This window comes from Rhodococcus sp. ZPP (genome assembly GCF_017656075.1).
GTDB lineage: Bacteria > Actinomycetota > Actinomycetes > Mycobacteriales > Mycobacteriaceae > Rhodococcus_F > Rhodococcus_F oxybenzonivorans.
Genome location: NZ_CP058639.1, coordinates 842663 through 867307, shown reverse-complemented (window position 1 = coordinate 867307; position 24645 = coordinate 842663). Strand labels below are relative to the sequence as shown.

Genomic DNA, 24645 nt, shown 5'->3' with positions numbered 1-24645 from the left:
CCATCTCGTCACAGCCCCAGATGCTGACTGACGATGACCTTCATGATTTCCGACGAACCCCCGTAGATCCGACTCACCCGGCCATCGAGGTGCGCTTGGCCGATACGGCTCGATGACCGATAGGCGGTGTCCGGCGGATGCAAATCCAGGCACGCCCGCACAACACGGCTCTGCAGTTCCGTGCAGAACAACTTGGCGGCCGCAGCGTCGGCGCCCGAGAGCGAGCCGGCAGAAAGACGGACCATCGCTTGGTCGATGAGAGCCTGCCCGGCGGCCACCTGGACGGCGCAGTCCGCGACAGTGAACTTTGCATCCTGAGTGGGTCGAGTGCCCGCGAGCGCGTCCACCGTCCACGAAAGTGCGCTGACCGCGGCCGCTTGCGAATTGACCGCAATCGACAACCGCTCGGCCGCGAGATTCGACGTCAAGTAGGAAAACCCGGCGTTCACCTCACCGAGGACGTTGCCCACCGGAACCCGCATGTCGGTGAACGACAACTCCGCGAGATCCTGGGCTCTCAAGCCCATCTTGTCGAGCTTGCGGCCAACCTCGTAGCCAGGGGTCGACGTTTCTACAAGCAACAGGGTGATCCCGTCCCTGCCCGCCGCCGGATCTGTCTTAACCGCCAGAATGACCAGATCAGCGATGCTGCCATTGGAAATGAACGTCTTCGCGCCGTTGACCACGAAATGGTCATCATCACGGACCGCACGCGTTCTCATCGACTTGACGTCGGACCCGGCACCCGGCTCCGACAGCGCCAGGGCGACGACCGTCTCCCCCGACGCCAGCCTCGGCAACCAGTGCTTGCACTGCGCTTCCGAACCGTTATGCAACAGATAGGGCACGCAGATGTCGGTTTGCACACGAAGCCCACCGATTGCCAGACCGAGACGCTGAATCTCCTCGGTCACCACCGCACTATGGCGGAAATCCGAGTCCGGTAGCCCCCCGAGTTCTGCGGGGATACCGACACCGAGGATTCCCAGCTCACCGGCACGGACCCAGAACCGCCTGGAGGGCCTACCGTTTTCGATCCAGGACGGATACTCGGGGACGACCTCCTCGGTGAGGAACCGGCGCACCCGGTCCCGGAAGGCGTGATGTTCCTCGGTATAGACCGCACGGTCAGGAGGGACGGTAACCACCGCCATCAGCGGAAGTCCATCCAGTGACCGTGCGGAGTCCACCCCATGGCGAACGGCAGCTCGATGGTGGCGACGGGGCCCTGCGTGATGTCATGGGTGTCGAAGATCTGGTACTCGCCACGCTTGTCCGCCCACCAGGAAACGGGGACGATGATGAATCCGTCGCCTTCGGGCGAATCTGGGGACCGGGGCGCGAACGTCGACTCGAGCACTGCGGCCGGCTCACCGGAACGGATCTGGTAGACCTGATCGCTCATCGTCTTCATGTTGGTGACGACCAGGCTGTTCATCGACATTCCCTTGCGCTTGACGACACCGCCGACCTGGAAACCCCAGGTGTAGCCCTTGCCGTAGAAACGCTCGTCCACCTTGGGCAACTCGGAGGGGCGATCCGAGAGCTGCTCCATCTTCGCAGCTCCGGTGTCGAGGTCGATCGTCCAACGGCCCAGGTAGCTCTTGGCGATCGAGAAGAACAGGGCGATGTCGTCACCCTCGGCGAAGTCCTGTTCGAAGGGGAACGGGGGCCGGTTGAAGATCGGTGCGTCGAGCGTCAACTTCCCGTTTTCGACGTTCGCCGACATCGTGTGCATGACGTACTGGGCCGGGAGGTCGGTCTTGATCCAGCGAACCTTCGCGTTGACGTCGTCGCGAGGGATCAGCGCGATCACGATGGGCAGGGATTCGTCCCAGCCCCAGATGCCGAGCTTGCGGTCGGTGATCTTTGCCTTGTCGATGGTGAAGGGCTGGAACGGCATCACCACCCATTCGGGAGTCAGCCAAATATCGTGGGCCACAGTGTTATATGGCGCATCCCACAGATCGCGGCTGTCGATGGTCCCGTCCGGGTGGACGGTATGCATGGTGACGAAGGGTGCGGTGTCGCGGTAGTTCCAGCCGTAGAGCACACCGGTCTCGTGATCCCACTTGGGGTGCGCGGCGAAACATGCGTCGCCGTAAGTGACTTTCTCGTGCAAGCCGGTGGAAAGCTGTGTCGACCAGGGAACAATGCCCTTGGTCTCGAGCGTGAGCGGGTCGATCGCGATGGGAGCGCCGCCCTGCTCACCGGCGGCGACCATCTCACCGGCGAATGGGAAGATGTTGATGTTGTTCGTGCCCTGAGGTGTGCACCGGTTGAAACGGTTGCGTTCGACGTCACCGTACGCGAAATCCCGCCAGTCATGGAAGCCACCGTCAGTCCAGGAGAACATGCCGCGCTGGTGCGTCTCCTCCAACAGGTACTTGGGGGTGCGGATCCACCGGTTCCGGAAGTCGGCGCGACCATTGTCGAGGACAAGGCCCTGGACCATGCCATCCATCGACAGCAGCGGGTTGGTGCCCTGCTCGGTGGGTCGTTTCCACGTCGGCCCGGTCCGATAAAAGCCTCCCGACAGCTCCCGGGGAATCTCGCCCTGGCTGACGATGCACTCCTCCACCGTGGCCTCGAAACGCATCGGCGTGAATGCCCCCTTCAGGGCTGTCTCGTCGGGCAGTGGATAACCCATTTTTCACTCCTCCAGATCCTGCCGCTTTTCCGCGGCCCGAGAGACCGAGGCTCGTGTACGTCAAAGCCCCGGCGGTGCCTATTTTTGAGGCGACTAATTTCAGAATAGTTGCAAGATAGCACTCTTACGCCCATTGGCAAACGATCGTTCTGAAATCGCCGCAATCCGAGACTTGGCCGGGGACGGCGGGTCGCACAAGGCGGCACCCCGTACGCCGCAGGATCGGGGGCCGCTTTCCGTCATTCTCCCGCACCGACGCCGCGTCACCTGCGCAATCACGGGGCGATTGACCGCACCCGCCCAGCCTGCTTACTATTGAGACGTCTCGCCTCATAAATGAGGTTGCCGATGGTTTGCCCAAACCATCGTTGAACGGCCGGCGCATCTGAACGGTCGTTCTGAATCTTTCACGGCATAGCGGCCGATCGAGCGAACGGAAGGCGTGCTCCATGACCCAAGCTGCAGCTCCCGCCCAGGGGACCGACCTCGCCCTGCGGGACGCCCTACAAGAGGCCAACATCCCGAGCCTCCTGATGGCGCTGGTGCACCTGACGGGTGACCGGCGGTGGCTGGAGCCGCCGTATCGGCCCGCCCGCCCAAAGGGGCTCGACGACAACGACTCCGGAGGTCTCCCCGAATCCGTGCAGGACGAGATCCGGGAGGCCGCCCTGGAAGCTGCCGAGGCCTTCCGCACCGGCGCGCTGCAGCCATCCGCACTCTCGGTCGACGAGGTGTCGGAGATGTTGGCGGTCGCGCTGGACGAGCAGGTGCCAGGCGAGTACGGCCCCTTACTCGCGGAAGAATTGGGACTGCACAGTCGCGACATCGAGCTCCCCGCCGCACCGGAGGGTTTCCACGTCCTCATCATCGGTGCCGGCATTTCTGGTCTCTGCGCCGCATTCAAGTTGAAGTTGGCGGGTATCCCCTTCACCATTTTGGAGAAGAACGACACGGTCGGTGGAACCTGGCTGGAAAACACGTACCCCGGGTGCGGAGTCGACACCCCGGGACATCTGTACTGCTTCTCGTTCGACGCCAACACCGAGTGGACCCGGTACTTCGCCAAACGTGACGAGGTCTGGGCCTATCTGGACCGGTTGACGGACCAGTACGACATCCGTCAGCACATCAAATTCGGCGTCGAAGTCATGCGTGCCGACTACGACACGGACACGGCGACCTGGCACGTAGTCACCCGCGACAGCTCGGGCGCGCAGGAGCGGGTCGCCGGCAACATCCTGGTGCCCGCTGTCGGCATGGTGAACAGGCCGTCAACTCCGAGCATTCCCGGCCTCGAGTCCTTCGCGGGCCCGACGATGCACACCGCCGAGTGGGACGCGTCTGTGGACCTGAAGGGCAAGCGTGTCGCCGTGATCGGCACCGGTGCCAGCGCGATGCAGTTGGTCCCGTCCATCGCCGACGATACCGAAAGCATCGTGGTCTTCCAGCGGTCCAAGCAGTGGGCGGTTCCGCACCCGAATTACCACCGCTCGGTCAGCGAGAAGGTCCGCCTGGTGATGAGAGAGGTGCCGTTCTATGCGGCCTGGTACCGCCTGCGCGCGTTCTGGAATTTCAGTGACCGGCTCCATCCGCAGGTCCAGGTGGACCCCGCATGGCCGCACAAGGAGCGCTCGGTCAACGCCAGCAACGAAAACCACCGCCAGTTTCTCACCAAGTACATCGAAAGCCAGCTCGCCGACCGCCCCGATCTCATCGACGCATGCCTGCCGGACTATCCGCCGTACGGCAAGCGGCCACTCATCGACAACGGATGGTTCACCACCATCAAACGTGATGACGTCGAGCTGGTGACCGATGCGGTCGCGGAGGTTCGGCCCCACTCGGTGGTCACCCGCGACGGGCGGGAGTACGAGGTCGACGTGCTGGTTCTGGCCACCGGATTCAAGGCCCTGCAGTTCCTGTGGCCGATGGAGATCCGGGGTAGCTCGGGTCAGACGTTGGCCGAGACCTGGGGCAAGGACGACGCGCGCGCCTACCTCGGAGTGACCGTGCCGGACTTTCCCAACATGTTCATTCTCAACGGACCCAACACGAACGCCGGGCACGGTGGCAGTGCCGTCATCGCGACCGAACTCCAGGTTCGCTATTTCATGCAGGCGTTGCGGACACTGATGGAGGACGAGGTGTCGAGCCTCGAAGTGCGCGACGATGTGTTCTGGACATACAACCACGAGTTGGACGACGCTCTGGCGCGTTCGGTCTGGGCCCATCCCGGAATGACGAACTGGTACCGCAACGACGCCGGCCGTGTCGTCATCAGTAGCCCCTGGAAGTACCTCGACTACTGGAAGAGAACGTTGGAGTTCCGCCCGGACGACTACCAGGTCGGGACCGCGACCGAAGTGCAGGAACGATGACCATTACGACACCCGACGAGGTCGGTGAAGCACTGGTCTCGGTCGAACGTGACGGCCGGGTGGCTGTTGTGCAGCTGAACAGGCCCCGCGTACTCAATGCGCTCTCCCCGGAGATGATGGATGCCCTCCTGACCGAACTGCGCGCACTCGACACCGATCCGGGTGTGGGAGCGGTGGTCATCGCCGGACACGACCGCGCCTTCGTCGCCGGCGCCGACATCGCGTCGATGCAACATCGCCCCCTGAGTGACGTTCTCGCGGCCCAGGCAAGTCGATTCTGGTTCCGTCTCACCGAAATCGAGGTTCCCCTGGTGGCTGCGGTCTCCGGGCCGGCCTTCGGGGGCGGATGTGAACTGGCGTTGGCGTGTGACATCGTGGTCGCCTCGGCGACTGCCCGCTTCTCCCAGGCCGAGATCAAGGTAGGCATCATGCCCGGCGGAGGCGGCACCCAACGTCTTGCCAGGACCCTGGGAAAACACAAAGCCATGGAGTTGGTGTTGACCGGTCGTGCCGTGACCGCCGAGGAAGCCGAACGGTTGGGCTTCGTGAACCGGGTCGTTCCGGAGCAGACCTGGCGCCAGGAAGCCGTCGCCTTCGCGCAGCAAGTGGCGGCAGGCCCTCCGCTTGCCACTCGATTGGCGAAGAAGGCAGTGCTGGCGGCCGAGGAAACGTCACTCACCGCGGGCATGCAGGTCGAGCGTCGACTGATGGAACTGGCCTTCGCCAGTGAGGACCGTGTGGAAGGAATGACAGCCTTTCTGGAGAAACGAGCCCCGCTCTGGGCGGGTGGCTGAAAGGGACGACGAACATCATGGACGTGTACGGATTCACCCAGGAGCAGAGGGACTTCGCGGCCGCAGTGCGGGATTTTTGCACCAAGGAATGCGGGAGCCGAGAGCAACTAGCCGCACTCACCGATGGCGGCACCGAGCAACACCACCAGGGGCTGCACGAAAAACTTGCGCGCACCAGTTACCTCGGGGTGTCCATCCCCGAGGAATACGGCGGCAGCGGTGGCGGATTGACCGAGCAGGTCCTGCTCTTCGAAGAGCTCTGGCGCGCCCTGGCGCCGGTGCACGGCGCGGGCACATCACACACCGCGGCCGGCATCTACAGGCATTACGCCTCGGAACAGCAGAAGAAGGATGTCCTCGGCGCCATCTGCGCCGGCGAGGTCATGTCGATCAGTATCTCCGAGCCGGGCGCCGGATCGGACGCCGCGGCAATCGCATGCAAAGCAGAACGCACGGAGACCGGGTTCCGCATCAACGGTCAAAAGACTTGGTGCTCGGATGCACAGTTCGCAACACGGATCCTTCTCGTGACGCGGACGTCGCGAGGCGAGCGTCCTCACGACGGCCTCACCATGCTCGAGATCCCGGCAGATGCACCGGGACTGGAGATCCGGCCCATCGCCACGATGGGCGGTAGCGAAGTCAATGATCTGTTCTTCACCAACGTGGAAGTGCCGGCCTCGGCGGTGATCGGCGAGGAAGGCCACGCGTGGAAGCAGCTCATGTCCGGGCTGAACGGTGAACGGCTGGTCTGCGCCGCACAGGGACTCGGCATGGCGCAGCGAACCTTTGACGATCTCCTCGCGTACGTCACCGAACGGGAACAGTTCGGCAGCAAAATCGGTTCCTTTCAAGCGCTCCGACACCGCATCGCGGACCTCGCCATCGAATTGGAGTCCGCCCGCGCCTTGACCTATGCGACCACACGCCGCATCGAATCGGGAGCCGGATCGGCAGCTGAACGGATGCGAGCGGCATCGATGGCCAAGGTCAAGGTCACCGAGACGGCGAAGAAAATCGCCCTCGAAGGGGTGCAGATGATGGGTGGTTACGGCTACTCCGTCGAATACGGCATGGAGCGACATCTTCGGTTGAGCATCGCCCCGACCATTTACGCCGGCACCAACGAGATCCAGCGCGACATCATTGCCGGAACGTTCGGGCTGCGGGCGGGCCCTCGCACGTGAGCCGACACTGCCGGCACTGCCGGCACTTGACAAGTGACGCCCGTCACCTTTTAATGCAACAGTACATCTCAAAAACTTTTCTCCACATCCCACCGAGCGAGGAGACTCATGGCTACTTACCAGTCCACCGAGGAGATCTACGAGGTCTTCGTGCCGTTCTACGAACGGCTCACCGCCGACCCCGAGGTCGGGCCGAAGTTCGTCAAGGCGAACACGTCCTTCCGTATCCGTCACCACGATCCCGAAGCGGTGTTCCTTCTCGATGCCACCCAGGATCCGGCGGTCCTCAGCTACGGCACGGAGGCGGAGACCCGGGAGCCGGAGGTCGAACTGCTCATGAGCGGAGACGACGGGCACAAGTTCTGGCTGGGCAAGCTGAATCTTCCAGTTTCCCTCGCCCGCAAGAAGATCAAGGTCCAGGGCGGGGTCACGAAGCTCATGGGACTGGTACCGGCGCTGCAGCCCGCCTACACGCAGTACCGAGCACATCTGGAGAGCCTCGGCCGCCCCACCGACTCCTGATGGCTCCAGCTTCAATCCATCGACAAGTGACCGGAATCCCACGGCACCATGTCGCAGGCGTCACGGCTGTTGAAGTTCTTGCGGGCCGCTCTGTTTGTCGGCCAGTTCACCCTCGTCACATTGCAGGTTACGACGCCTATTGCGCAAAGTGAGTGGCACTAACTAGTATGGTGGGCGTCACTTACTACATCTACATCTACATCTACATCTAGAGACACGCTCTCAAATCAATCTTGCGCTACTCGCAATCAATCGGAACAACCGCCGCATTTTCGTAAAATCTGCGGCCTCAAGGAGGAATCGACATGGGACTCGCTGACGGCAAAGTTGCCTTCATCTCCGGACTCGCACGCGGTCAGGGCCGGTCCCACGCGGTCCGCCTGGCCGAGGAGGGCGCGGACATCATCGGCTTCGATATCTGCCACGACGAGCCGTCCGTGGAGTATCCGCTGGCGACGCCGGAGGACCTCGACGAGACGATTGCGCTCGTCGAGAAGACCGGACAGCGCATCCACGCGGCGCAGGCCGACGCGCGGGACGCCGAGGCGGTGAAGAAGGTTGTCGACGACGGCGTGGCGGAGTTCGGCCGCCTGGACATCGTCCTCGCCAATGCCGGCATCATGGCCATCACCGGCGAACAGCGGCTGATGCCCGAAGCCTGGCACGCCGGCATCGACATCATGCTCAAGGGTGTGTACAACACCGTCAACCCGGCGATCCCGCACCTCCGCGCGGGCGGCCGTGGCGGCTCGATCATCATCACCAGCTCCACCGCCGGCCTCGTCGGTGGGATGTCCGACGGATCGCCGGGAGTGCTCGGGTACATCGCCTCCAAGCACGGCGTCGTCGGCCTCATGCGCGCCTGGACACTGCAGCTGGCACCGGAGCGGATCCGCGTCAACACCGTCCACCCCACCGGAGTTGCGTCGCCGATGATCCTCAACGAGGCCTTCGGCCGGTTCGTGCAGGAGTTCCCGACCATCGCCGAGAACCTGCAGAACCCGCTCCCCGTGCACGACAACGGCATGCTGTTGCCGGAGGACGTGACGAACACGATCATGCACCTGGTCTCCGACGCCGGGCAGTTCGTCACGGGTCAGACCGTGGTCGTCGACGCCGGCTTCACCGCCCGCTGATCCTGATTCGTCTCAGCACACCTGGAGATACCTATGCCCGCCACCACCATCAACGTCTTCGATCCAGAGGTGTATGCCTCCGGTGACCCGTCGACGTTCGGTCTTCCGCTTGACGCCTACGACAAGCTCCGAGACGAAACTCCGTGCTACCGGCACGAATTCAACGATCCCATGCTCATCGACCGGGCATGGGTGGTCAGCCGCAACGAGGACATCTGGGCGGTCGACCGCAACAGCGAGTTGTACGCAGCCGACCGGGGCTACGTGAACGCGTGGAAGGTCACCCCGATCGACCCGACCATGGGCGGCATGCCGGCGATGCTCACGATGGACGGGGCCAAGCACAAGGAACAGCGTGGGGTCCTGGCCAAGGGCTTCACCCCGGCCTTCGTCCGCAAGCTCGAGGAGAAGTTCCGCGAGTACGCGGTGACGATCGTCGACCGCGCCCTGGAGATGGGCACGTTCAATTTCGTCCACGACATCGGTCATGCGATGCCGATGGAGGCCCTCGGGGATGTGCTCGGCGTTCCGGCGGAGGACCGACCGAAGTTCTTCGGCTGGGTCGACACCTTCGCAGCGCCGTTCGACGAGCGCATCACCCCGTCCTTCGATCATGTCATGGAGGCCATCGGCAATCTGATGGTCTACGCCGGCGACCTCGCGGAACTCAAACGCCAGCATCCCGGGGACGACGTCATGAGCCGCATCGTGGCCGCCGCCGATGTCATCAGCGAGGACGAGGTGTTGGGCAACGTGGCACTGCTGGCCAGCGGCGCCGCCGAGAGCACCCGCACCGCACTGTCCCACGGGATGCACTCGCTGCTGCGCAACCCCGAGCAGATGGCATGGCTCCGCGAGCGGGCGAGTGACATTCCGAACACCGCTATCCAGGAGTTCGTGCGGATCGCGTCGCCGTTCACGCACCTCGTGCGCACCGCGACCGCGACACACGAGTTGCACGGGCAGACGATCGAAGAGGGCGATATCGTCCTCATGTTGTTCACGGCCGGCAACTTCGATCCCCGAGCATTCGACGATCCGCGCACATTCGATCTCTCGCGGGAGAAGAATCCCCACGTCAGTTTCGGGCGCGGCCCGCACCAGTGCCTCGGCAAGCACGTGGCCACGCTCGAGATGAAAATCCTGCTCGAGGAACTGCTGCGGCGCACCAAGGACATCGAACAAGTAGGCGACATTTCCTACGTCAAGGACAACTACTCGCGGGGAGTGTACGAGCTTCCCGTCACCATCACCCCCGCCTGAGGCGGGCCAGTACCGACGTACCCGAGGACTGAGCACCATGAAGATCACTGTCGACTTCGCCGCCTGCGAGATGCACGGCGACTGCGTCATCGAGGCCCCGGAGGTCTTCGACCTCCACGACGACTCCGACGCGGTCATCCTGCTGGACGACCAACCGGCGGACGAACTCCGCCCGAAGGTGGAGGCCGCGGCACGCCTGTGCCCGGTCGCGGCCATCCTGGTCAAGGACTGACGTATGCGACATGTTGTTGTGGTGGGAGCCAGTTTGGCCGGTTTCCGGGTCGGTCGGTCGCTACGGGATGCGGGCTTCACGGACGCGATCACCCTGATCGGGGACGAGGAGCACTTGCCCTACGACCGTCCGCCGCTGTCCAAGGCGTTGTTGGCGGGCAACGTCACCGACGATCAGTGCCGGTTACCCGGTCGCACGGATGATCTGACGTGGCGTCTGGGGGTGCCGGTGCACGGGGTCGACTTCGATCGGCGTGCCGTCATCCTCGGGGACGGCACGCAACAGTCGTTCGACGACCTCGTCATCGCCACCGGACGCCGCGCTCGGTCATGGCCGGGACGGACACCCGCCACGGGCGTCTTCACCCTCCGCTCACTCGGCGACGTGGCATCCTTTGCGGCCGCGGCAGTGCCGCGCAGTCGGGTGGTCATCATCGGCGCCGGTTTCATCGGCTGTGAGGTCGCGGCCACTCTGCGGGCACGTGACGTCGAGGTGACCGTAGTCGATGTCAGCGATGCTCCGATGCCGGTGATCGGCCCCGAGGCCGGCGCCCGCGCACGACAGTTGCATGAGCGTCACGGTGTCCGCTGGCGACTGGGGGCGTCGGTCGATGCCATCGAGGGTGAAGAACACGTCACCGGCGTCCGCCTCGGCGACGGCGAGGTGCTCGACGCGGACCTCGTGCTCGTGTCCATCGGTTCGGTTCCGAACACCGAGTGGCTGGCCGACTCACCCCTCGACGTCGACTCCGGTGTCGTGCGCGTGGACCCCCTGTGCCAGGCACTGGATCGCTCCGGGACGCCCGTTGCCGGGGTGTGGGCGGCCGGGGACGTCGCGGCCTGGATACACCCCCACTCGGAGGGGCACGTCTGCGTGGAACATTGGTCCAACGCCCGCGATATGGCCGATAGGGTCGCCGCCAATCTGGTCCTCGACGGATCCGACAGAAAACCACTGACATCGGTACCCGCATTCTGGTCCGATCAGTACGACGTGAAAATCAAATCGGTGGGTTATCTGCGCGGGGCCGACGAACTCGCCGTTGTGGCAGAGGATGCGGACCGCAATTCCCTGGTCATCGAAGCCCGGCGCGGAAGCGAGGTCGTCGGCGCCATCGGCTTCAACGCCACCAAGGCCGTACTCGGCTACCAGCGCGCGTTGCGATCCATCCCTGCCTGAGGTCGCGCGGGTGCGGCATCGCGTCCCACTCGCCGTTAATTTGAGATCAGTAAACTCATAATATGGCTTTTACTGTGGCCCACGTCACCATCTTTGATCAGATAGCTCGCCACTCGAGCCCGTTGCCGGAGGAACCCATGACACAGACCGAGGTCGGTACCGACGCTACCGGCGGCCCGACACCCGACACCGCCGACCTCGAGGTCGTCAACCCCGCCACCGGCCAGCTGGTCGCCACCGTCGAAGCGATGACACCCGCACAGGTCGACAGGTTGGCCACGCGGCTGCGCGCGGCCCAGCCCGAGTGGGAGGCGTTGGGCCCGAAGAAGCGGGCGAAGCATTTGCTGGCGTGGCTGAACTGGATCGTGGACAACAAAGATCACCTCCTCGGCCTGGTGCACCGCGAGGGCGGAAAGTCGTGGGGGGACGCGTCGATCGAGTTGATGGTCTGTGTCGAGGTCATCAACTACTACGCCAAGCACGGTGAGAAGTTCCTCGCCGACGAACGGCGCCGAATCCACGGACCGGCCTCGTTCAACAAGAAGCTGCGAATTCTGCGTCGCCCCTACCAGCTCGTCGGGATCATCACGCCGTGGAACTATCCCCTCGCCATGGCCATGATGGATGTTCCCGGTGCACTCATGTCGGGGGCTGCCGTGTTGACCAAGCCTTCGGAGATCGTCCCCCTTGCATGGGCGGAGGTGGTGCGCGCCTGGAACGAGGAAATCGGCGCTCCCCCGGTGCTCGGGTGCGCCACCGGGCGGGGCCCGACCGGGCGAGCGGTCGTCGACGCGGTCGACATGATCCAGTTCACCGGTTCGACACGGACCGGGCGTGCCATCGGCATACGGGCTGCGGAACGGCTGATTCCCGCCAGCCTCGAGCTCGGCGGCAAGGACCCGATGATCGTGCTCTCCGACGCCGACCTCGACCGTGCCGTCCGCGGCGCGGTCTGGGGCGGCCTTTTCAACGCCGGCCAATCCTGCGTGGCGATCGAGCGTATCTACGCCGAAAGCCCGGTGTACGACGAGTTCGTCGACCGGCTCGTCGCCGAGGTCCGCACTCTGCGCCAAGGGCACGACGCACAAGGTGCGTTCGCGGCCGAGTACGGTGCGATGGCCACCGAAGCACAACTCGAGCTCGTTGAGCGGCACGTTGCGGATGCAGTCTCCAAGGGAGCCCGCGTCCTCACCGGTGGCCGACGCTCCGACGAAGGCCTGTTCTACCCCGCGACCGTTCTCGTCGACGTCGACCACTCGATGGCATGCATGCGGGAAGAGACGTTCGGGCCGCTTCTACCGGTGATGAAGGTGGACTCCGAGGATCAGGCGATCGCCCTGGCCAACGACTCGGTCTACGGCCTCGCCGGCAGTGTGTGGACGTCCTCGCCGTCTCGCGGTCGTCGCGTCGGCAGCCGAATCGAGTCCGGCGGCATGAACATCAACAATGCCATGACCAATGTCTTCCAGTTCCCACTACCGATGGGCGGCTGGAAGCAGTCCGGACTCGGGCACCGCTTCGGCGGACCGAACGGAGTCCGCAAGTTCACCAGGCAACAGGCGTTCGTCAGCGAGCGGCTTCCGCTCAAGAACGAGATGCACTGGTACCCCTACTCCCCCGCCAAGGGAGCGCTGGTCGAGCGCGCCCTTCGCCTCACCGGATTGCACGACTGGCGACGTCGACTGGGACTGCGTCCCAACGACGCTCACAGCTCGTCTCGATCTGCCCGCTGAACCCAGGAGCTCATGTGACCAGCTACCCCGACACCATCGCCCGAGTCGAGAACACCCCACTCGCTGCGGCCACGATTCCAGAAGCCTTCCAGCAGGTCGTCGCGATGTATGGTGACCAGACGGCACTGCGGACAATCGACGAGGACGTCAGTTACACCTGGCGAGAACTCGACGAGCGCGTCCGCTCCCTCGCCGCCGGGTTGGCCGGACTGGGTGTAGGCCGCGGTGACACCGTGGCGATCATCCTCCCGAACACCGTCGAGTGCCATCTTGTCGACTACGCGGCCTACCACATCGGCGCGGTGCCGTTCGCGGTCTTCAACAGTTCCCCGGCCGAGCAGATCGAGCATCAGCTCCGAATTGCGGACTGCACGCTCGTCGTCACGCAACTCGCCTTCCTCGACAAGGTGCAGGCTGCGGTTGCCGCGCTCGGCGACCAGGTCCGCCACATCGTGGTAGTGGACGGTGATGTGCCGGACACACTCACCCTCGGTGACGTGGAAGGGGCAGCGGATCCAGCGTTCGACCTGGATGCGGCGTGGCGCGCCGTGCGCGCCGAAGACCTGTCCACCCTCATCTTCACCTCCGGGACCACCGGCGCCCCCAAGGGCGCGCAGTGGTCCCACCGGACGGTGATGGCGCAGCAGCGCGCACTGGCCGCAGCGCTTCCTCTGCCGTCCATCGGGATCATTTCCTTCCTTCCCATGGCCCACGCTGGCGGCCGGATCACCTCGCAGTACATGGCCCTCGCCCACGGTGCTTCGATCACGGCCTGCCCGGACATGGCACAGGTGCCCGTTGCGCTGGCCAAGCACCGCCCCGACGCCTTCTTCTCCGTGCCCCGCTTGTGGGAGAAACTGCAGGTAGCGATCGAACTGATGATCGCCAACGAAGCTGACGATACTCATCGTGGTGCCCTGCAAGCCGCCCTCGAGACCGGCAAGCAGGCTGTGCTCGCGGCGCAGACCGGCTCCGATGCGGACCCCGCCGAGGTCACCCGACTCCTCACCGAGCACCAGCAGGCATTGACGCTTCTGCGGCCGCTCCTCGGTCGACTCGGACTGGACCGCATCAAGGCCGCATTCGTCGGAGGGGCCCCCTCGGCCCCCGAGCTTTCGGTGTTCTTCCGCGCTGTCGGAGTGCCGATGCTCGAGGCGTACGGCCTGACCGAGGGATCACTCAACGTCTTCAACCGCGTCGAGGATTTCAAGGCAGGCACCGCGGGCAAACCGCTGCCCGGTGTCGAGTTGAAGATCGGTGACGACGGCGAGTTGCTCGCCAAGGCCGACCTCAATTTCGTCGGCTACCGCAAACAGCCCGACGAGACCGCCGCAGCATTCGACGAGCACGGGTGGCTGTGCACCGGGGACATCGCCGTCATCGACGACGACGGTTTCGTCCGCATCGTCGACCGCAAAAAAGAAATCATCATCAACTCGGCGGGCAAGAACATGTCGCCCGCCACCATCGAGTCCACCATCAAAGGAGAAAGTTCGCTGATCGGCCAGCTCGTCGCCGTCGGTGACCGCCGCAAATACGTGACCGCCCTCGTCACTCTGGACCCCGAGGCGCTCGCCGTCTACGCCAAGCGACTCGGGCTCGACGACAAGCCCGAATCCGAAATCGTCGAGGCACCCGAGATCCGAGTGGAGATTGCCGCCGCCGTCGAACGCGGCAATCGTCGACTCAACAGCAACGAACAGGTCAAGAAGTTCGCAATCCTGCCGACGGCGTGGTTGCCGGATTCCGAGGAACTCACCCCCACCGCCAAGCTCAAGCGGCGCGTGATCCATCGCAAGTATGCGGATCAGATCGAAGCTCTCTACCTCGCCTGATCCGATCACATTCGTTCCGGCGACGCTGATCTCCCCAACTCGCGCCCGGGGAGATCAGCCCGGCCGCTCGCCGGCGCCGCCTCACATCCTTCTCATGAGGAGACGTCATGCCCACAACGGTCGGACCCGCTGCCGGTGACTTCCTCCGGCTGTCAGCCCAACGGCACCCCGACCGGGCATGTTTTATCGTTGGGGATGGAAGCCAATGGACCTTCGCGGAAGTCAACAGCCGGGTCAATCGACTCGCGGACGCACTCGCCGCACACGACATCGGCCGCGGAGACCGGGTGGCCATCTTCGCGGTCAACGGTATCGGCTACGCCGAAGTGATCTTCGCGTGCCTGAAACTGGGTTGCATCTATGTCCCGCTCAACAATCGCCTGGCCGCCGAGGAAACCGCAGACCTTCTCACAATCGCCGCTCCTGCAGCATTATTCACGGATTCGCGGTACATCGAGCATGTGGCTCCGTTGCTGTCCGAGGTTGCCGATCTACGACTCGCGGCGCTCTTCGACGGACAGGCAGCGGGATTCATGTCCTACGAAAGACTCGTTGCCGAAGGTCGGGACGTGGAACCGGCAGTCGGCGTGGGGGACGACGAGATTGTCGGGCTGGCCTTTACCAGCGGAACGACCGGTAAACCGAAGGGCGTCCTCCAGTCTCAGCGTATGATCAAGAATCTGGTCACTGCGATCACACTCGACTACGAGATTCAGCCGGACGAGTTTCGCTACTCCTCGTCACCGATGTTTCACATCGGGGGCCAGAGTCCCGTCCTCATGCACGCCTGGCGCGGCTTTCCGACCCTGATTCTGCCGCAGTTCGACGTCGACGAGGTGCTCAGGTGGATGCAGCACGGTGGCCTCACCGGTTGTTTTCTGGTCCCCACGATGATCTCCAGCCTGCTCGCGCACCCAGCCGTCGAACAATCCGACTATGCGCAACTGCGGTCGATCATCTACGGCGCCGCGCCGATGCCCCCGACGGTCCTCCGCCGTGCACTCGAGGTCTTTCAGTGCGACTTCGTCAATGCCTTCGGTGCAGGAACCGAAACAGGACTTCAGACAGTCCTCGGATCGGCGGATCACCGGCGGGCCGCGGCCGGCGCCGAGCACCTTCTCGGCTCGATCGGCAAGCCCGCATACGGTGTCGACCTCCGGTTACTCGACGCGGATGGTGACGAAGTTCCCCGGGGAAGTATCGGGGAAATCGTCACCCGCAACGCACAGACCATGTCCGGCTACCTCGACCAACCAGATGAGACGGCACAAGCAGTGCAGGACGGATGGTTTCGAGCCGGCGACCTCGCTTACATGGATGACGAGGGCTACCTGTATCTCGCGGGACGGCGCAACGACATGATTATCCGCGGTGCGGAGAACATCTATCCGATCGAGATCGAGGACGTCCTCTGCCGCCATGGAGACGTCGACCAGGCCGCTGTGATCGGCGCTCCGGACGAGCTCTGGGGGGAAGTCGTCGTGGCGTTCATCGTTCCCCGCCGCGACCGCGACGTGGATGCTCACAGTATCCGCGCGCATTGTCGGCAATACCTCGCCGCGTACAAAGTGCCGCTCGAGGTGATCACCATCGACGAAATGCCGGTGAACGCAGGAGGCAAAGTTCTACGGCGCGAACTCCGCAGACGAGTCAGCAGCAACGACCCCAACCCGAACGCGGCAGGATAATGCCGCTCGGAGACATCACCTTTCAGCGCATCGATAACCGGAGTACCGCACAATTCACTGGTGAGTAACGCCCGCGCAGTACGGCGAATTAGACACCCAGACAGTACGCCGGTGGTCCTGAAATCGGGCCACCGCGCCAGCGAGGAGATAAGACCATGACCGACACCATGCCCGCCCCGAGCTCCGGGCCGCTGACGGGGCTGAAAATTGTTGAGCTCGCGGGCATCGGGCCTGGACCCTATGCTGCGATGCTTCTGGCCGACCTCGGCGCCGAGGTCATTCGCGTCGAAAAGCCCGGCCCCCCAGTGAGCGGCATCGACCCCCAGTCCGACGTTCTTCGTCGGAACCGGACGTCCATCGTGGTCGATTTGCGGTCGCCCGCGGGCGTCGATGTGGTCAAGCAGCTCGCCGCTGATGCGGACGTGCTGATCGAGGGGTTCCGGCCCGGCGTGACCGAACGGCTCGGACTGGGCCCTGAGGATCTCAGCTCGATCAACCCTCGACTGGTCTACGGGAGGATGACCGGGTGGGGGCAAGAAGGGCCACTTGCTCACGCCGCTGGGCACGACATCGGGTACATCGCCATCACCGGCGCCCTCGCCTCGATCGGACGACGCGACGAAGGACCCGTACCCCCGGTCAACTTCGTTGGCGACTTCGGCGGCGGGTCATTGTTCCTGGTAGTCGGAATCCTCGCCGCCGTGTGGGAAGCCACGCGGTCAGGCCGAGGCCAAGTCGTCGATGCTGCCATCGTCGACGGTGCGGCGTCGCTGACCGGAATCCTGCACGGATTGATGGCATCGGGGCGATGGCACGACGAGCGCGGAACAAACTTCCTCGACACCGGTGTGCCCTGGTACGACACCTACGCCACATCCGACGGCGGGTGGATGGCCGTTGGAGCGCTCGAGCCTCAGTTCTACGCATTGTTCACCGACATCCTGGGACTTCCGGAGCATGTAGCCGACAGGAGTGATCCGCGTCAGTGGCCGCGACTGCGCGCTGCCATCCGCGACGCCTTCGCGTCGCGCACACAGACGGAGTGGTCAGAAATATTCGAAGGCACCGACGCATGTGTCGCTCCGGTCCTGTCCCTGACCGAGGCACCCGAGCACCCCCATCTGAGGGCGCGTAGCACCTTCATCGAGGTCGGATCGATTCGCCAACCCGCCCCGGCACCACGCTTCAGCCGGACCGTGCCACCCCTACCGACCGCCCCACCGGTTCCCGGTGCCCACACCGTAGAGGTTTTGCGCGATCTCGGAATCATCGACGTGGATGCATTAGTGGCTGCAGGTGTAGTCACCGTGCCCGATCACGCCGCCCAGACAGTGCACCTGAACCACGGTGACAGAAGATGACGCGCATCACAGTCGACGACGGCACCGAGCTCTACCTTCAGGATCTGGGTGAGGGCCCTGCCATCGTACTGGTGGCCGGGTTCGGGCTCGACGGAGCATTGTGGGATCGCCAAGTTCGGGTGTTGTGCGCCGCCGGTCATCGCGTCCTATGCGTCGATCAGCGCGGACACGGCAGATCAGACAAGCCGCTCGCCGGTTATGGCATAGGTGAATTGGCCGGCGACTTGGCGGCGGTCCTGGATCACCTAGGTCTTGCGGACGTCACGCTCGTGGGCCATTCTTTCGGCGGTCAGGTCGCGTTCGCCGCGGCCGCGATCTCGCCGCATGTGGTCAGCCGGCTCGTCCTTGCGGGTTCCAATGCAGTCAGCGCCGCTCGGACTCCCCAATTCCCGTTCGGTGCGCCGGCAGATGCTGTTCTCCCCGAGCTCGTTCGGGACGAGGAGCAGGATCGCGCCGCCTCACGCCGCGCGACCCTTGTCCGTGCATTCGCGGCAGCCCCTACCCCCGAGGTGATCTCATGGCTGCACGCAATCTCGTTGCAGATGCCGTCCTGGGCAGCTGTGGCCTGCTACCACTCGATGCTCACGACCGATCAGACAAATTTGCTGCCCGAAGTGCGCCAGCCTGTGCTGCAGGTGATTGGTGCGCACGATCCGGTGCACTCAGCCAAAGGGGCTCGGTGGCTTCGCCAACAACTGAACAATTCCCGCCTCGTCGAATTGGACAGGTGCGGTCATTACCCGATGCTCGAGGCACCCGCCGAGTTCGAACATGCGCTATTGGACTTCATTCAAGACTGACTGGTATCCAAATAAACGGGAATGCAGCAACTATCGATTAGACGTGTCAGGATTGAGGGTGGCATCCAGGATAGAAACGTATGAGTTGAGGTTGCTGACCACGGACCTGTCCGGCATACACTCTGAGGCCACCGCCCACGTCGGCATCCTGCTACCTCCACACCGCCGAGCGCAGGAGAATCGCAACAGCACCCGAGCGAAGTCCGGCAATCCGGCGTGACGATTGTCAATCTTGACCTCCCAGCTACTTCTCCCCATCGCTACTCGCGCTCCCCGGCGGGTCACCGCGCAGGCATGCGAATCCGGTGGAAATCACACCAATATGGCTGCCGACAGGCGCGGGAAGTCCTGTGCAATCGGGGCGATGCGGCCCTGCGATTCCTGACCCTGTCCCAGCGCGGCCAGATGCCTTTCCCGAGTCGACCTCACCAACCGCCAGGCCGTCAGTCCCCTCCCCCGGAAATAAACGTGCATCCGTTGTGAGCTGCAGCTCCGTGTGGCGGGCCCACCAGGAAGCTGGAGGTTGTGAACGTGAACCAGCGATTGGCGTCGGCTCCAGGCTGTTCCCGGTGACGCGCTCGCCCGACCACTCGTGCAAGGTCCGGTTCCGCTGCGCTGCGAACATCCATCTGCGTGGGGCCGCGATACGGCGTTCAACTCGATGAAGACTTCCCCTGCCGCGGCTGCGTTCGATGTAATAAGTTTCTCGGACGAGACGATCAGAATGGCTCCGACCGATCTGTCCTCAAGTGCCGCTGATGCGGTGGGGGTGGGTGTAGATGTTCATGGTGGTGCCGCGGAGGAATCCGATGAGGGTCAGTCCGGTGTCGTGGGCGAGGTCGATCGCCAACGAGGAGGGCGCGGACACGGCGGCAAGGACCGGGATCCCGGCCATCACCGCTTTCTGGGCCAGTTCGAACGACGCCCGCCCCGACACCAGCAGGATGCTTCCCCGCAGCGGGATGCGGCCCTGTTCGGTGGCCCAGCCGATCAGCTTGTCGACCGCGTTGTGCCGGCCGACGTCCTCCTTGACCGTCAGCAGGTCCCCGGTGGCGGTGAACAACCCGGCCGCGTGCAACCCGCCGGTGCTGGCGAACACCTTCTGCGCCGCCCGCAGCCGGTCCGGCAGCTCCGCGATCGTCGCGGACGGCACCCGCACCGGGTCGGTGGCCGGGGAATGCTTCGTGCGTTGCCGGATCGCGTCGAGGGACGCCTTCCCACACACCCCGCAGGAGGAGGTGGTGTAGAAGTTGCGTTCGATGCCGGTGTCGGGCAGAAAGATCCCCGGGGCGAGGTCGACGTCGAGAACGTTGTAGGTGTTCACCCCGTGCTCGTCGACACTGTTGCAGTACCGGATCGACGCAATATCCGCCCGGTCCGCGATGATCCCCTCGGTCAGCAGGAACCCCTGCGCCAGTTCCACATCCGAACCCGGGGTCCGCATCGTCACCGCCAGCGGGGTCCCGTTCACCCGGATCTCGAGCGGCTCCTCGACCACCACCGTGTCCGGGCGGGTCGACTGCCGGGTGTCGGTGATCCGGGTGACCGGGGTCCGCAGCGTCACCCGCCCCATCAGGGCCGCCGCTCGAGCCGGATCAGCACGGCCTTCGACACCGGAGTATTCGACACCGCCGCCACGTGATCGAGCGGAATCAGCGGATTCGTCTCCGGATAGTAGGCGGCCACATTCCCCACCGGCGTCGGATACGGCACCAGCCGGAAATCGCCGGCCCGCCGCTCCTGCACGGTGCCGTCCGGGGTGGTCCACTCCGACACCAGATCCACCCGATCCCCGTCGGTGAAGCCCAGTGCGGCAAGGTCGTCGGTGTTGATGAACAGCACCCGCCGGCCGCCCTTGACGCCGCGGTAACGGTCGTCGAGACCGTAGATGGTGGTGTTGTACTGATCGTGCGACCGCATGGTCTGCAGGATCAGCTTCCCCGCCGGCACCGGCAGCCAGGACAGTGCGTTGACGGTGAAGTTCGCCTTCCCCGTGCTGGTGTCGAACCGGCGCTCATCCCGCGGTGGATGCGGCAGGGCGAACCCGTCGGGCGCACGCACCTTCCGGTTGAAGTCCGCGAACCCGGGAACCACCCGGGCAATACAGTCGCGGATCCGGTCGTAGTCGGCGGCGAACTCCTGCCAGGGCACCGGGTGATCGGGCCCGAACAACGCCTGGGCGATCCCGCACACGATCGCGACCTCACTGCGTAGATGCTCACTGGCCGGGGGCAGGCTGCCGCGGGACAGATGCACCACCGACATCGAGTCCTCCACCGACACCTGCTGCTTGCGCCCGGACTGCACATCCTTGTCGGTGCGGCCCAACGAGGGCAGGATCAGCCCGGTTCGCCCGGTCACCAGGTGGGAGCGGTTCAGTTTCGTCGACACCTGCACCGTCAACGCACAGTTACGCAGGGCGGCCTCGGTGGTGTCGGTGTCCGGGGTCGCGGAGACGAAGTTCCCGCCCATCCCGACAAACACCGACGCCTTCCCGTCCCGCATCGCCCGAATCGAGTCGACCGCATCCCACCCATGTGTGCGGGGGGACCGGATCCCGAACTCGGTGTCCAACGCGGTCAGGAAGGGTTCGGGCATCTTCTCCCAGATCCCCATCGTCCGATCGCCCTGGACGTTGGAGTGCCCGCGGACCGGGCACACCCCGGCCCCGGGTTTGCCGATCATCCCCTGCAACAGCAGCAGGTTCACCGCGTCCTGAATGGTCGCGACCCCGTGCGTGTGCTGGGTCAACCCCATCGCCCAGCAGATGATCGTCTTCTTCGAGACGATCAGTGCCTGCGCCGTCTGCTGGATCTGTTCGAGGGTCAGCCCAGTAGCCTCGACGACAAGGTCCAGATCGACCCGCCGGATGGCGGCGGCATAGTCGTCGAATCCGGCGGTGTGCCGGTCGATGAAGTCGCGGTCGATCACCGTGCCCGGGTTGCGGTCCTCTTCCTCGAGCAGGAGCCGGCCCAATCCTTGGAACAGGGCCTGGTCGCCGCCGATCCGGATCTGTAGGAACTCGTCCGCGATCTGCACCCCGTTCCCGACCACCCCGTGCACCTTCTGGGGGTCCTTGAACCGCAGCAGTCCCGCCTCCGGCAACGGGTTGATCGCGATTACTTTCGCCCCGTTACCTTTGGCTTTTTCCAGGGTGGAGAGCATGCGGGGGTGGTTGGTGCCCGGGTTCTGGCCGGCGATCAGGATCAGGTCGGCGTTCTCGATATCCGGGACGGTCACCGAGCCCTTCCCGATCCCGATCGTCTCCACCAGCGCCGACCCGGACGATTCGTGGCACATGTTCGAGCAGTCCGGCAGGTTGTTCGTGCCGAACGCTCGAATCATCAACTGGTACACGAACGCCGCCTCATTACTGGTGCGCCCGGACGTGTAGAACACCGCCTCGTCCGGCGATCCCAGCGCGCGTAGTTCCCCGGCGATCATCGCGAACGCGGCGTCCCAGCCGATCGGCTCGTAATGCGTTCCCCCGGGCAGCAGCACCATCGGATGCGTCAGCCGGCCCTGCTGCCCCAACCAGAACTCGGTCTTACCGAGCAGCTCCGCCACCGAATGCTCGGCGAAGAAGGGCGGCCCTATCTTCCGGGTGGTCGCCTCCTCCGCCACCGCCTTCGCCCCGTTCTCACAGAACTCGGCGTGTTTGCGGTGCCCCGGTGTTTCCGGCCACGCACACCCCGGGCAGTCGAACCCGTCCCGCTGATTCAGCTTGAACAACGTGCGGGCCGTGCGCACCGGACCCATCTGCTCCAACCCGCGGCGCAACGACACCAACACCGCAGGAACACCCGCCGCATAGGACATGGGGGCGGAGACGGTCAGCTGAGGCTCGTCGGCCTCCGACACGTGGTACTCCATCAACAGTCCTACCTCGAGGAAACGGATACTGGACGTGGGCGTCCCTAGCGACGCGATGCAGCCTTCGCTCGTGCGGTACGCCGGATCGATCGTTCCACCACTTGAGCGCGCAAATGTGCGCGTATGTCGCTCGGCATCCGGCGAGAATCGACGCTGTCGAGCAGCGTCAGCAATTGCTGTTCATATCTGACGGTCGTCATCCCGAACTCCGTCCAGATGTCGTCGGCAGTCGGGCCGCCGTAGGGCAACCAACGCCGCGCAAACTCGAGGATATTTGCATCAAACTGGTCCATCTACGGGCCTTTCTCGTTCGCCGCACCCAAACAACGGCATCTTTCCGAGGCGGCAGACACCGGCGATCGATCCATGCAAATCCTCGATATTGAGCCGATGCGTCTCATAAGTTACAAGCGGCAACTAATCTTTGTCAACGAAACCCGCTGATCACTGCCGCGAACCCCAGACAGGAAGCTCCAACAGCACAGACAGCGCCAGCCCTGTGGGGCCTCCCGGTAGTCGGTTGATTTGATCGGGCCGACACGCCGAGCTTTAGTCGGCGGAAAGGCAGGATCATCTCCGAGACACTCGATTCCGCGGATGTGTGTGGTGCGCGCGCACAGCACGAACAACAAACCAGGACCCGGTTACGAGGCTATGAGGCTGCGGTGGCCGCGGGCCAGTGCGCTCAGTAGCGGGTGGAGGCCCCACGCGCGGGTTCCACCGTGCCGGGCGCCGGCATCACTCTACTAGTGCTGCCCGAGGGCGGTCTCGGCCGCGAGGCGGCCGGGCCAGCCGCTGACTTCACCGCCGGGGTGAGAGCCGGCACCGGCGTGAAAGTATCCGACGACCGGCGACCGGTAGCCGCCCCGGCCGGTGCGGGCCGGTTCATCGCCAGCCGCAGGGGTGTCATGTCGACATGGAAGTACGACGCGTTAGGTGCGGTGAAGTCAGTCATCAGGTCGCCGGGACTGGTCTCGATGCCGCCGATCTCGGTGTCGAGCCCATCGAGGTGAGCCGAGACGGACCGCATGATTGCCTCCGAGTACCAGGGCTTCCTCCGGGCAGATCCGTCGTGGGGGAAGGCCGGGACGTTCGAGGCGAGGTAGACCACCTCCTGCCCCTCCGGGGCGAGGCTCGCGCCGTTGGCCGTCAGCACCGCCATGTAGACGGGCTGGTTCTCCATCGACGTGCCCCGGCGGATCGCATGCAGCTGGGTGATCTGGTCGGCGAAGGTGCCTGTCATCCGCGGTCTTGCGCACGGTGAAGCCGCTTCGTTCCGGATCGGCCTGGCAGGGCCCGCCCTGCCGAACCCAGCCGGTGGCCGTCACGCTGGACCGGCGTCAGTTGCACGCTCGAACGCCCGTGGGATCGGAAGGCGAAGGCGGACGACGAGATACCGAGATCTGCTGCGGCAGCGAGCCACGTGGTCGTTGCCTGCGCCACGGCGCGCAACGCGTCCTCATCGTCTCCGCCGGAGCCGAAGTGATCCACCAGGGTCAGTAGGACCACCTGCGGGCGGTGCGACCGCGAGCCCGCCACAACGCTTCCTGGCGACCGTCGTCCCGGCCCGCGCGAACATCGACCCGATGCCGCACGACGGCGTGGACGTCCAGTTCGGCGCCGGCGAGGTCGCGGTGCGGTGGGCCGACTCCGCGGGTCAACGGCCGCAGGGCCCGCTGCATGCGGCGGACGTCGACGGAGCGTAAGGGCAGCGCCGGGCCAGTTGCTCGACGAGGTGCGACGTGCACGGCACAGTGGTCGTGCCGCACTCGCTCGGCGCGCTCGTCCCATTCGGGCAGGAGAACGACCTGGTCCTCGATGAATCGCGTGTCCGGGGCGTCGACACCACCGGCCGAGACGATTCGTCTCGTCGGCGGCGGTGGGTCGTCGACCGAGACCGGTCCCAGCGGTGAGTGACCGTTCACCGCCGAAGCGTGAGCCAATTCAGGACACACCGTGCCCGCACACCCGATCCACGGTCGCCCCACCCAATCCGAAGATGCTTAGGTCGACA

General features: G+C 64.6%; 21 protein-coding genes. 13 read left to right on the top strand and 8 right to left on the bottom strand.

The genetic code is table 11. The features are described 5' to 3' along the window. Positions 1 to 8: 8 nt before the first annotated feature. Both HYG77_RS35245 and HYG77_RS35240 read right to left on the bottom strand, forming a co-directional pair. Positions 9 to 1154 carry an acyl-CoA dehydrogenase family protein gene (locus HYG77_RS35245; RefSeq protein ID WP_208964169.1) on the bottom strand — a complete coding sequence of 382 codons (1146 nt, stop codon included), beginning with the start codon at positions 1152 to 1154 and terminating at the stop codon, positions 9 to 11. Continuing rightward, positions 1154 to 2650 (bottom strand): carotenoid oxygenase family protein, encoded by a 1497-nt coding sequence (locus tag HYG77_RS35240; protein ID WP_208964168.1) that lies wholly within the window; start codon positions 2648 to 2650, stop codon positions 1154 to 1156. The genes HYG77_RS35245 and HYG77_RS35240 overlap by 1 nt, the downstream gene beginning before the upstream one ends. A gap of 449 nt (positions 2651 to 3099) precedes the next feature. On the opposite strand from HYG77_RS35240, the gene HYG77_RS35235 reads away from it, so the two are divergent. The 13 genes from HYG77_RS35235 to HYG77_RS35175 all read left to right on the top strand — a co-directional run bounded on the left by HYG77_RS35235 (position 3100) and on the right by HYG77_RS35175 (position 18758). Further along, entirely contained in the window at positions 3100 to 5028 is a 1929-nt protein-coding gene (locus tag HYG77_RS35235; RefSeq protein WP_208964167.1) for an NAD(P)/FAD-dependent oxidoreductase, read from the top strand. Then, entirely contained in the window at positions 5025 to 5822 is a 798-nt protein-coding gene (locus HYG77_RS35230) for an enoyl-CoA hydratase-related protein (RefSeq protein ID WP_208964166.1), read from the top strand. Before HYG77_RS35235 ends, HYG77_RS35230 begins: the two co-directional genes overlap by 4 nt. 17 nt (positions 5823 to 5839) lie before the next feature. Then, positions 5840 to 7009, top strand: a complete 1170-nt coding sequence (locus HYG77_RS35225) for an acyl-CoA dehydrogenase family protein (protein WP_208964165.1) — start codon at positions 5840 to 5842, stop codon at positions 7007 to 7009. Between the two features lie 108 nt (positions 7010 to 7117). Then, positions 7118 to 7531 (top strand): hypothetical protein, encoded by a 414-nt coding sequence (locus tag HYG77_RS35220; protein WP_208964164.1) that lies wholly within the window; start codon positions 7118 to 7120, stop codon positions 7529 to 7531. 305 nt (positions 7532 to 7836) lie between these two features. Further along, entirely contained in the window at positions 7837 to 8667 is an 831-nt protein-coding gene (locus HYG77_RS35215; RefSeq protein ID WP_208964163.1) for a mycofactocin-coupled SDR family oxidoreductase, read from the top strand. Between the two features lie 33 nt (positions 8668 to 8700). Further along, positions 8701 to 9930, top strand: a complete 1230-nt coding sequence (locus HYG77_RS35210) for a cytochrome P450 (RefSeq protein WP_208964162.1) — start codon at positions 8701 to 8703, stop codon at positions 9928 to 9930. Positions 9931 to 9967: 37 nt separating this feature from the next. Beyond that, positions 9968 to 10162, top strand: coding sequence for a ferredoxin (locus HYG77_RS35205; protein ID WP_208964161.1), 195 nt, complete (start codon positions 9968 to 9970; stop codon positions 10160 to 10162). A 3-nt stretch (positions 10163 to 10165) separates the two neighbouring features. Next, positions 10166 to 11341: an FAD-dependent oxidoreductase gene (locus tag HYG77_RS35200; protein ID WP_208964160.1), complete on the top strand. Its 1176-nt coding sequence runs from the start codon at positions 10166 to 10168 to the stop codon at positions 11339 to 11341. 137 nt (positions 11342 to 11478) lie between these two features. Beyond that, complete coding sequence (locus HYG77_RS35195; RefSeq protein WP_208964159.1) at positions 11479 to 13074, top strand: aldehyde dehydrogenase family protein; 1596 nt, start codon at positions 11479 to 11481, stop codon at positions 13072 to 13074. Positions 13075 to 13088: 14 nt separating this feature from the next. Further along, positions 13089 to 14909 (top strand): AMP-dependent synthetase/ligase, encoded by a 1821-nt coding sequence (locus HYG77_RS35190; protein ID WP_244461512.1) that lies wholly within the window; start codon positions 13089 to 13091, stop codon positions 14907 to 14909. A 107-nt stretch (positions 14910 to 15016) separates the two neighbouring features. Further along, positions 15017 to 16597, top strand: a complete 1581-nt coding sequence (locus HYG77_RS35185) for an AMP-binding protein (RefSeq protein ID WP_208964158.1) — start codon at positions 15017 to 15019, stop codon at positions 16595 to 16597. Positions 16598 to 16752: 155 nt separating this feature from the next. Next, complete coding sequence (locus HYG77_RS35180; RefSeq protein WP_208964157.1) at positions 16753 to 17958, top strand: CaiB/BaiF CoA-transferase family protein; 1206 nt, start codon at positions 16753 to 16755, stop codon at positions 17956 to 17958. Then, a complete protein-coding gene (locus tag HYG77_RS35175; RefSeq protein WP_208964156.1) occupies positions 17955 to 18758 on the top strand; it encodes an alpha/beta hydrolase in 804 nt (267 codons plus the stop codon). Before HYG77_RS35180 ends, HYG77_RS35175 begins: the two co-directional genes overlap by 4 nt. 745 nt (positions 18759 to 19503) lie before the next feature. On the opposite strand, the gene fdhD is transcribed toward HYG77_RS35175, so the two are convergent. The 6 genes from fdhD to HYG77_RS35145 form a co-directional block, all read right to left on the bottom strand. Beyond that, the gene (fdhD, locus tag HYG77_RS35170) at positions 19504 to 20331 is read right to left on the bottom strand and encodes a formate dehydrogenase accessory sulfurtransferase FdhD (protein WP_208964155.1); all 828 of its coding nucleotides are present in this window, start codon (positions 20329 to 20331) and stop codon (positions 19504 to 19506) included. Further along, positions 20331 to 22631, bottom strand: a complete 2301-nt coding sequence (locus HYG77_RS35165) for an FdhF/YdeP family oxidoreductase (RefSeq protein WP_208964154.1) — start codon at positions 22629 to 22631, stop codon at positions 20331 to 20333. The genes fdhD and HYG77_RS35165 overlap by 1 nt, the downstream gene beginning before the upstream one ends. Positions 22632 to 22675: 44 nt before the next feature. After that, complete coding sequence (locus HYG77_RS35160) at positions 22676 to 22924, bottom strand: DUF3263 domain-containing protein (RefSeq protein WP_208964153.1); 249 nt, start codon at positions 22922 to 22924, stop codon at positions 22676 to 22678. 392 nt (positions 22925 to 23316) lie between these two features. Continuing rightward, positions 23317 to 23874 (bottom strand): hypothetical protein, encoded by a 558-nt coding sequence (locus HYG77_RS35155; protein ID WP_208964152.1) that lies wholly within the window; start codon positions 23872 to 23874, stop codon positions 23317 to 23319. Then, complete coding sequence (locus HYG77_RS35150) at positions 23871 to 24140, bottom strand: hypothetical protein (protein ID WP_208964151.1); 270 nt, start codon at positions 24138 to 24140, stop codon at positions 23871 to 23873. The genes HYG77_RS35155 and HYG77_RS35150 overlap by 4 nt, the downstream gene beginning before the upstream one ends. Further along, positions 24128 to 24556 (bottom strand): hypothetical protein, encoded by a 429-nt coding sequence (locus HYG77_RS35145; RefSeq protein ID WP_208964150.1) that lies wholly within the window; start codon positions 24554 to 24556, stop codon positions 24128 to 24130. Before HYG77_RS35145 ends, HYG77_RS35150 begins: the two co-directional genes overlap by 13 nt. Positions 24557 to 24645: the final 89 nt, after the last annotated feature.

Excerpts from the sequence above, each read along its gene's own strand:
- HYG77_RS35155 (WP_208964152.1), bottom strand. The coding sequence starts at position 23,874 with ATGACAGGCACCTTCGCCGACCAGATCACCCAGCTGCATGCGATCCGC.
- HYG77_RS35215 (WP_208964163.1), top strand. The coding sequence starts at position 7,837 with ATGGGACTCGCTGACGGCAAAGTTGCCTTCATCTCCGGACTCGCACGC.
- HYG77_RS35245 (WP_208964169.1), bottom strand. The coding sequence starts at position 1,154 with ATGGCGGTGGTTACCGTCCCTCCTGACCGTGCGGTCTATACCGAGGAA.
- HYG77_RS35185 (WP_208964158.1), top strand. The coding sequence starts at position 15,017 with ATGCCCACAACGGTCGGACCCGCTGCCGGTGACTTCCTCCGGCTGTCA.
- fdhD (WP_208964155.1), bottom strand. The coding sequence starts at position 20,331 with ATGGGGCGGGTGACGCTGCGGACCCCGGTCACCCGGATCACCGACACC.
- HYG77_RS35180 (WP_208964157.1), top strand. The coding sequence starts at position 16,753 with ATGACCGACACCATGCCCGCCCCGAGCTCCGGGCCGCTGACGGGGCTG.
- HYG77_RS35210 (WP_208964162.1), top strand. The coding sequence starts at position 8,701 with ATGCCCGCCACCACCATCAACGTCTTCGATCCAGAGGTGTATGCCTCC.
- HYG77_RS35200 (WP_208964160.1), top strand. The coding sequence starts at position 10,166 with ATGCGACATGTTGTTGTGGTGGGAGCCAGTTTGGCCGGTTTCCGGGTC.
- HYG77_RS35225 (WP_208964165.1), top strand. The coding sequence starts at position 5,840 with ATGGACGTGTACGGATTCACCCAGGAGCAGAGGGACTTCGCGGCCGCA.
- HYG77_RS35230 (WP_208964166.1), top strand. The coding sequence starts at position 5,025 with ATGACCATTACGACACCCGACGAGGTCGGTGAAGCACTGGTCTCGGTC.
- HYG77_RS35205 (WP_208964161.1), top strand. The coding sequence starts at position 9,968 with ATGAAGATCACTGTCGACTTCGCCGCCTGCGAGATGCACGGCGACTGC.
- HYG77_RS35235 (WP_208964167.1), top strand. The coding sequence starts at position 3,100 with ATGACCCAAGCTGCAGCTCCCGCCCAGGGGACCGACCTCGCCCTGCGG.
- HYG77_RS35220 (WP_208964164.1), top strand. The coding sequence starts at position 7,118 with ATGGCTACTTACCAGTCCACCGAGGAGATCTACGAGGTCTTCGTGCCG.
- HYG77_RS35160 (WP_208964153.1), bottom strand. The coding sequence starts at position 22,924 with ATGGACCAGTTTGATGCAAATATCCTCGAGTTTGCGCGGCGTTGGTTG.
- HYG77_RS35195 (WP_208964159.1), top strand. The coding sequence starts at position 11,479 with ATGACACAGACCGAGGTCGGTACCGACGCTACCGGCGGCCCGACACCC.
- HYG77_RS35175 (WP_208964156.1), top strand. The coding sequence starts at position 17,955 with ATGACGCGCATCACAGTCGACGACGGCACCGAGCTCTACCTTCAGGAT.
- HYG77_RS35165 (WP_208964154.1), bottom strand. The coding sequence starts at position 22,631 with ATGGAGTACCACGTGTCGGAGGCCGACGAGCCTCAGCTGACCGTCTCC.
- HYG77_RS35240 (WP_208964168.1), bottom strand. The coding sequence starts at position 2,650 with ATGGGTTATCCACTGCCCGACGAGACAGCCCTGAAGGGGGCATTCACG.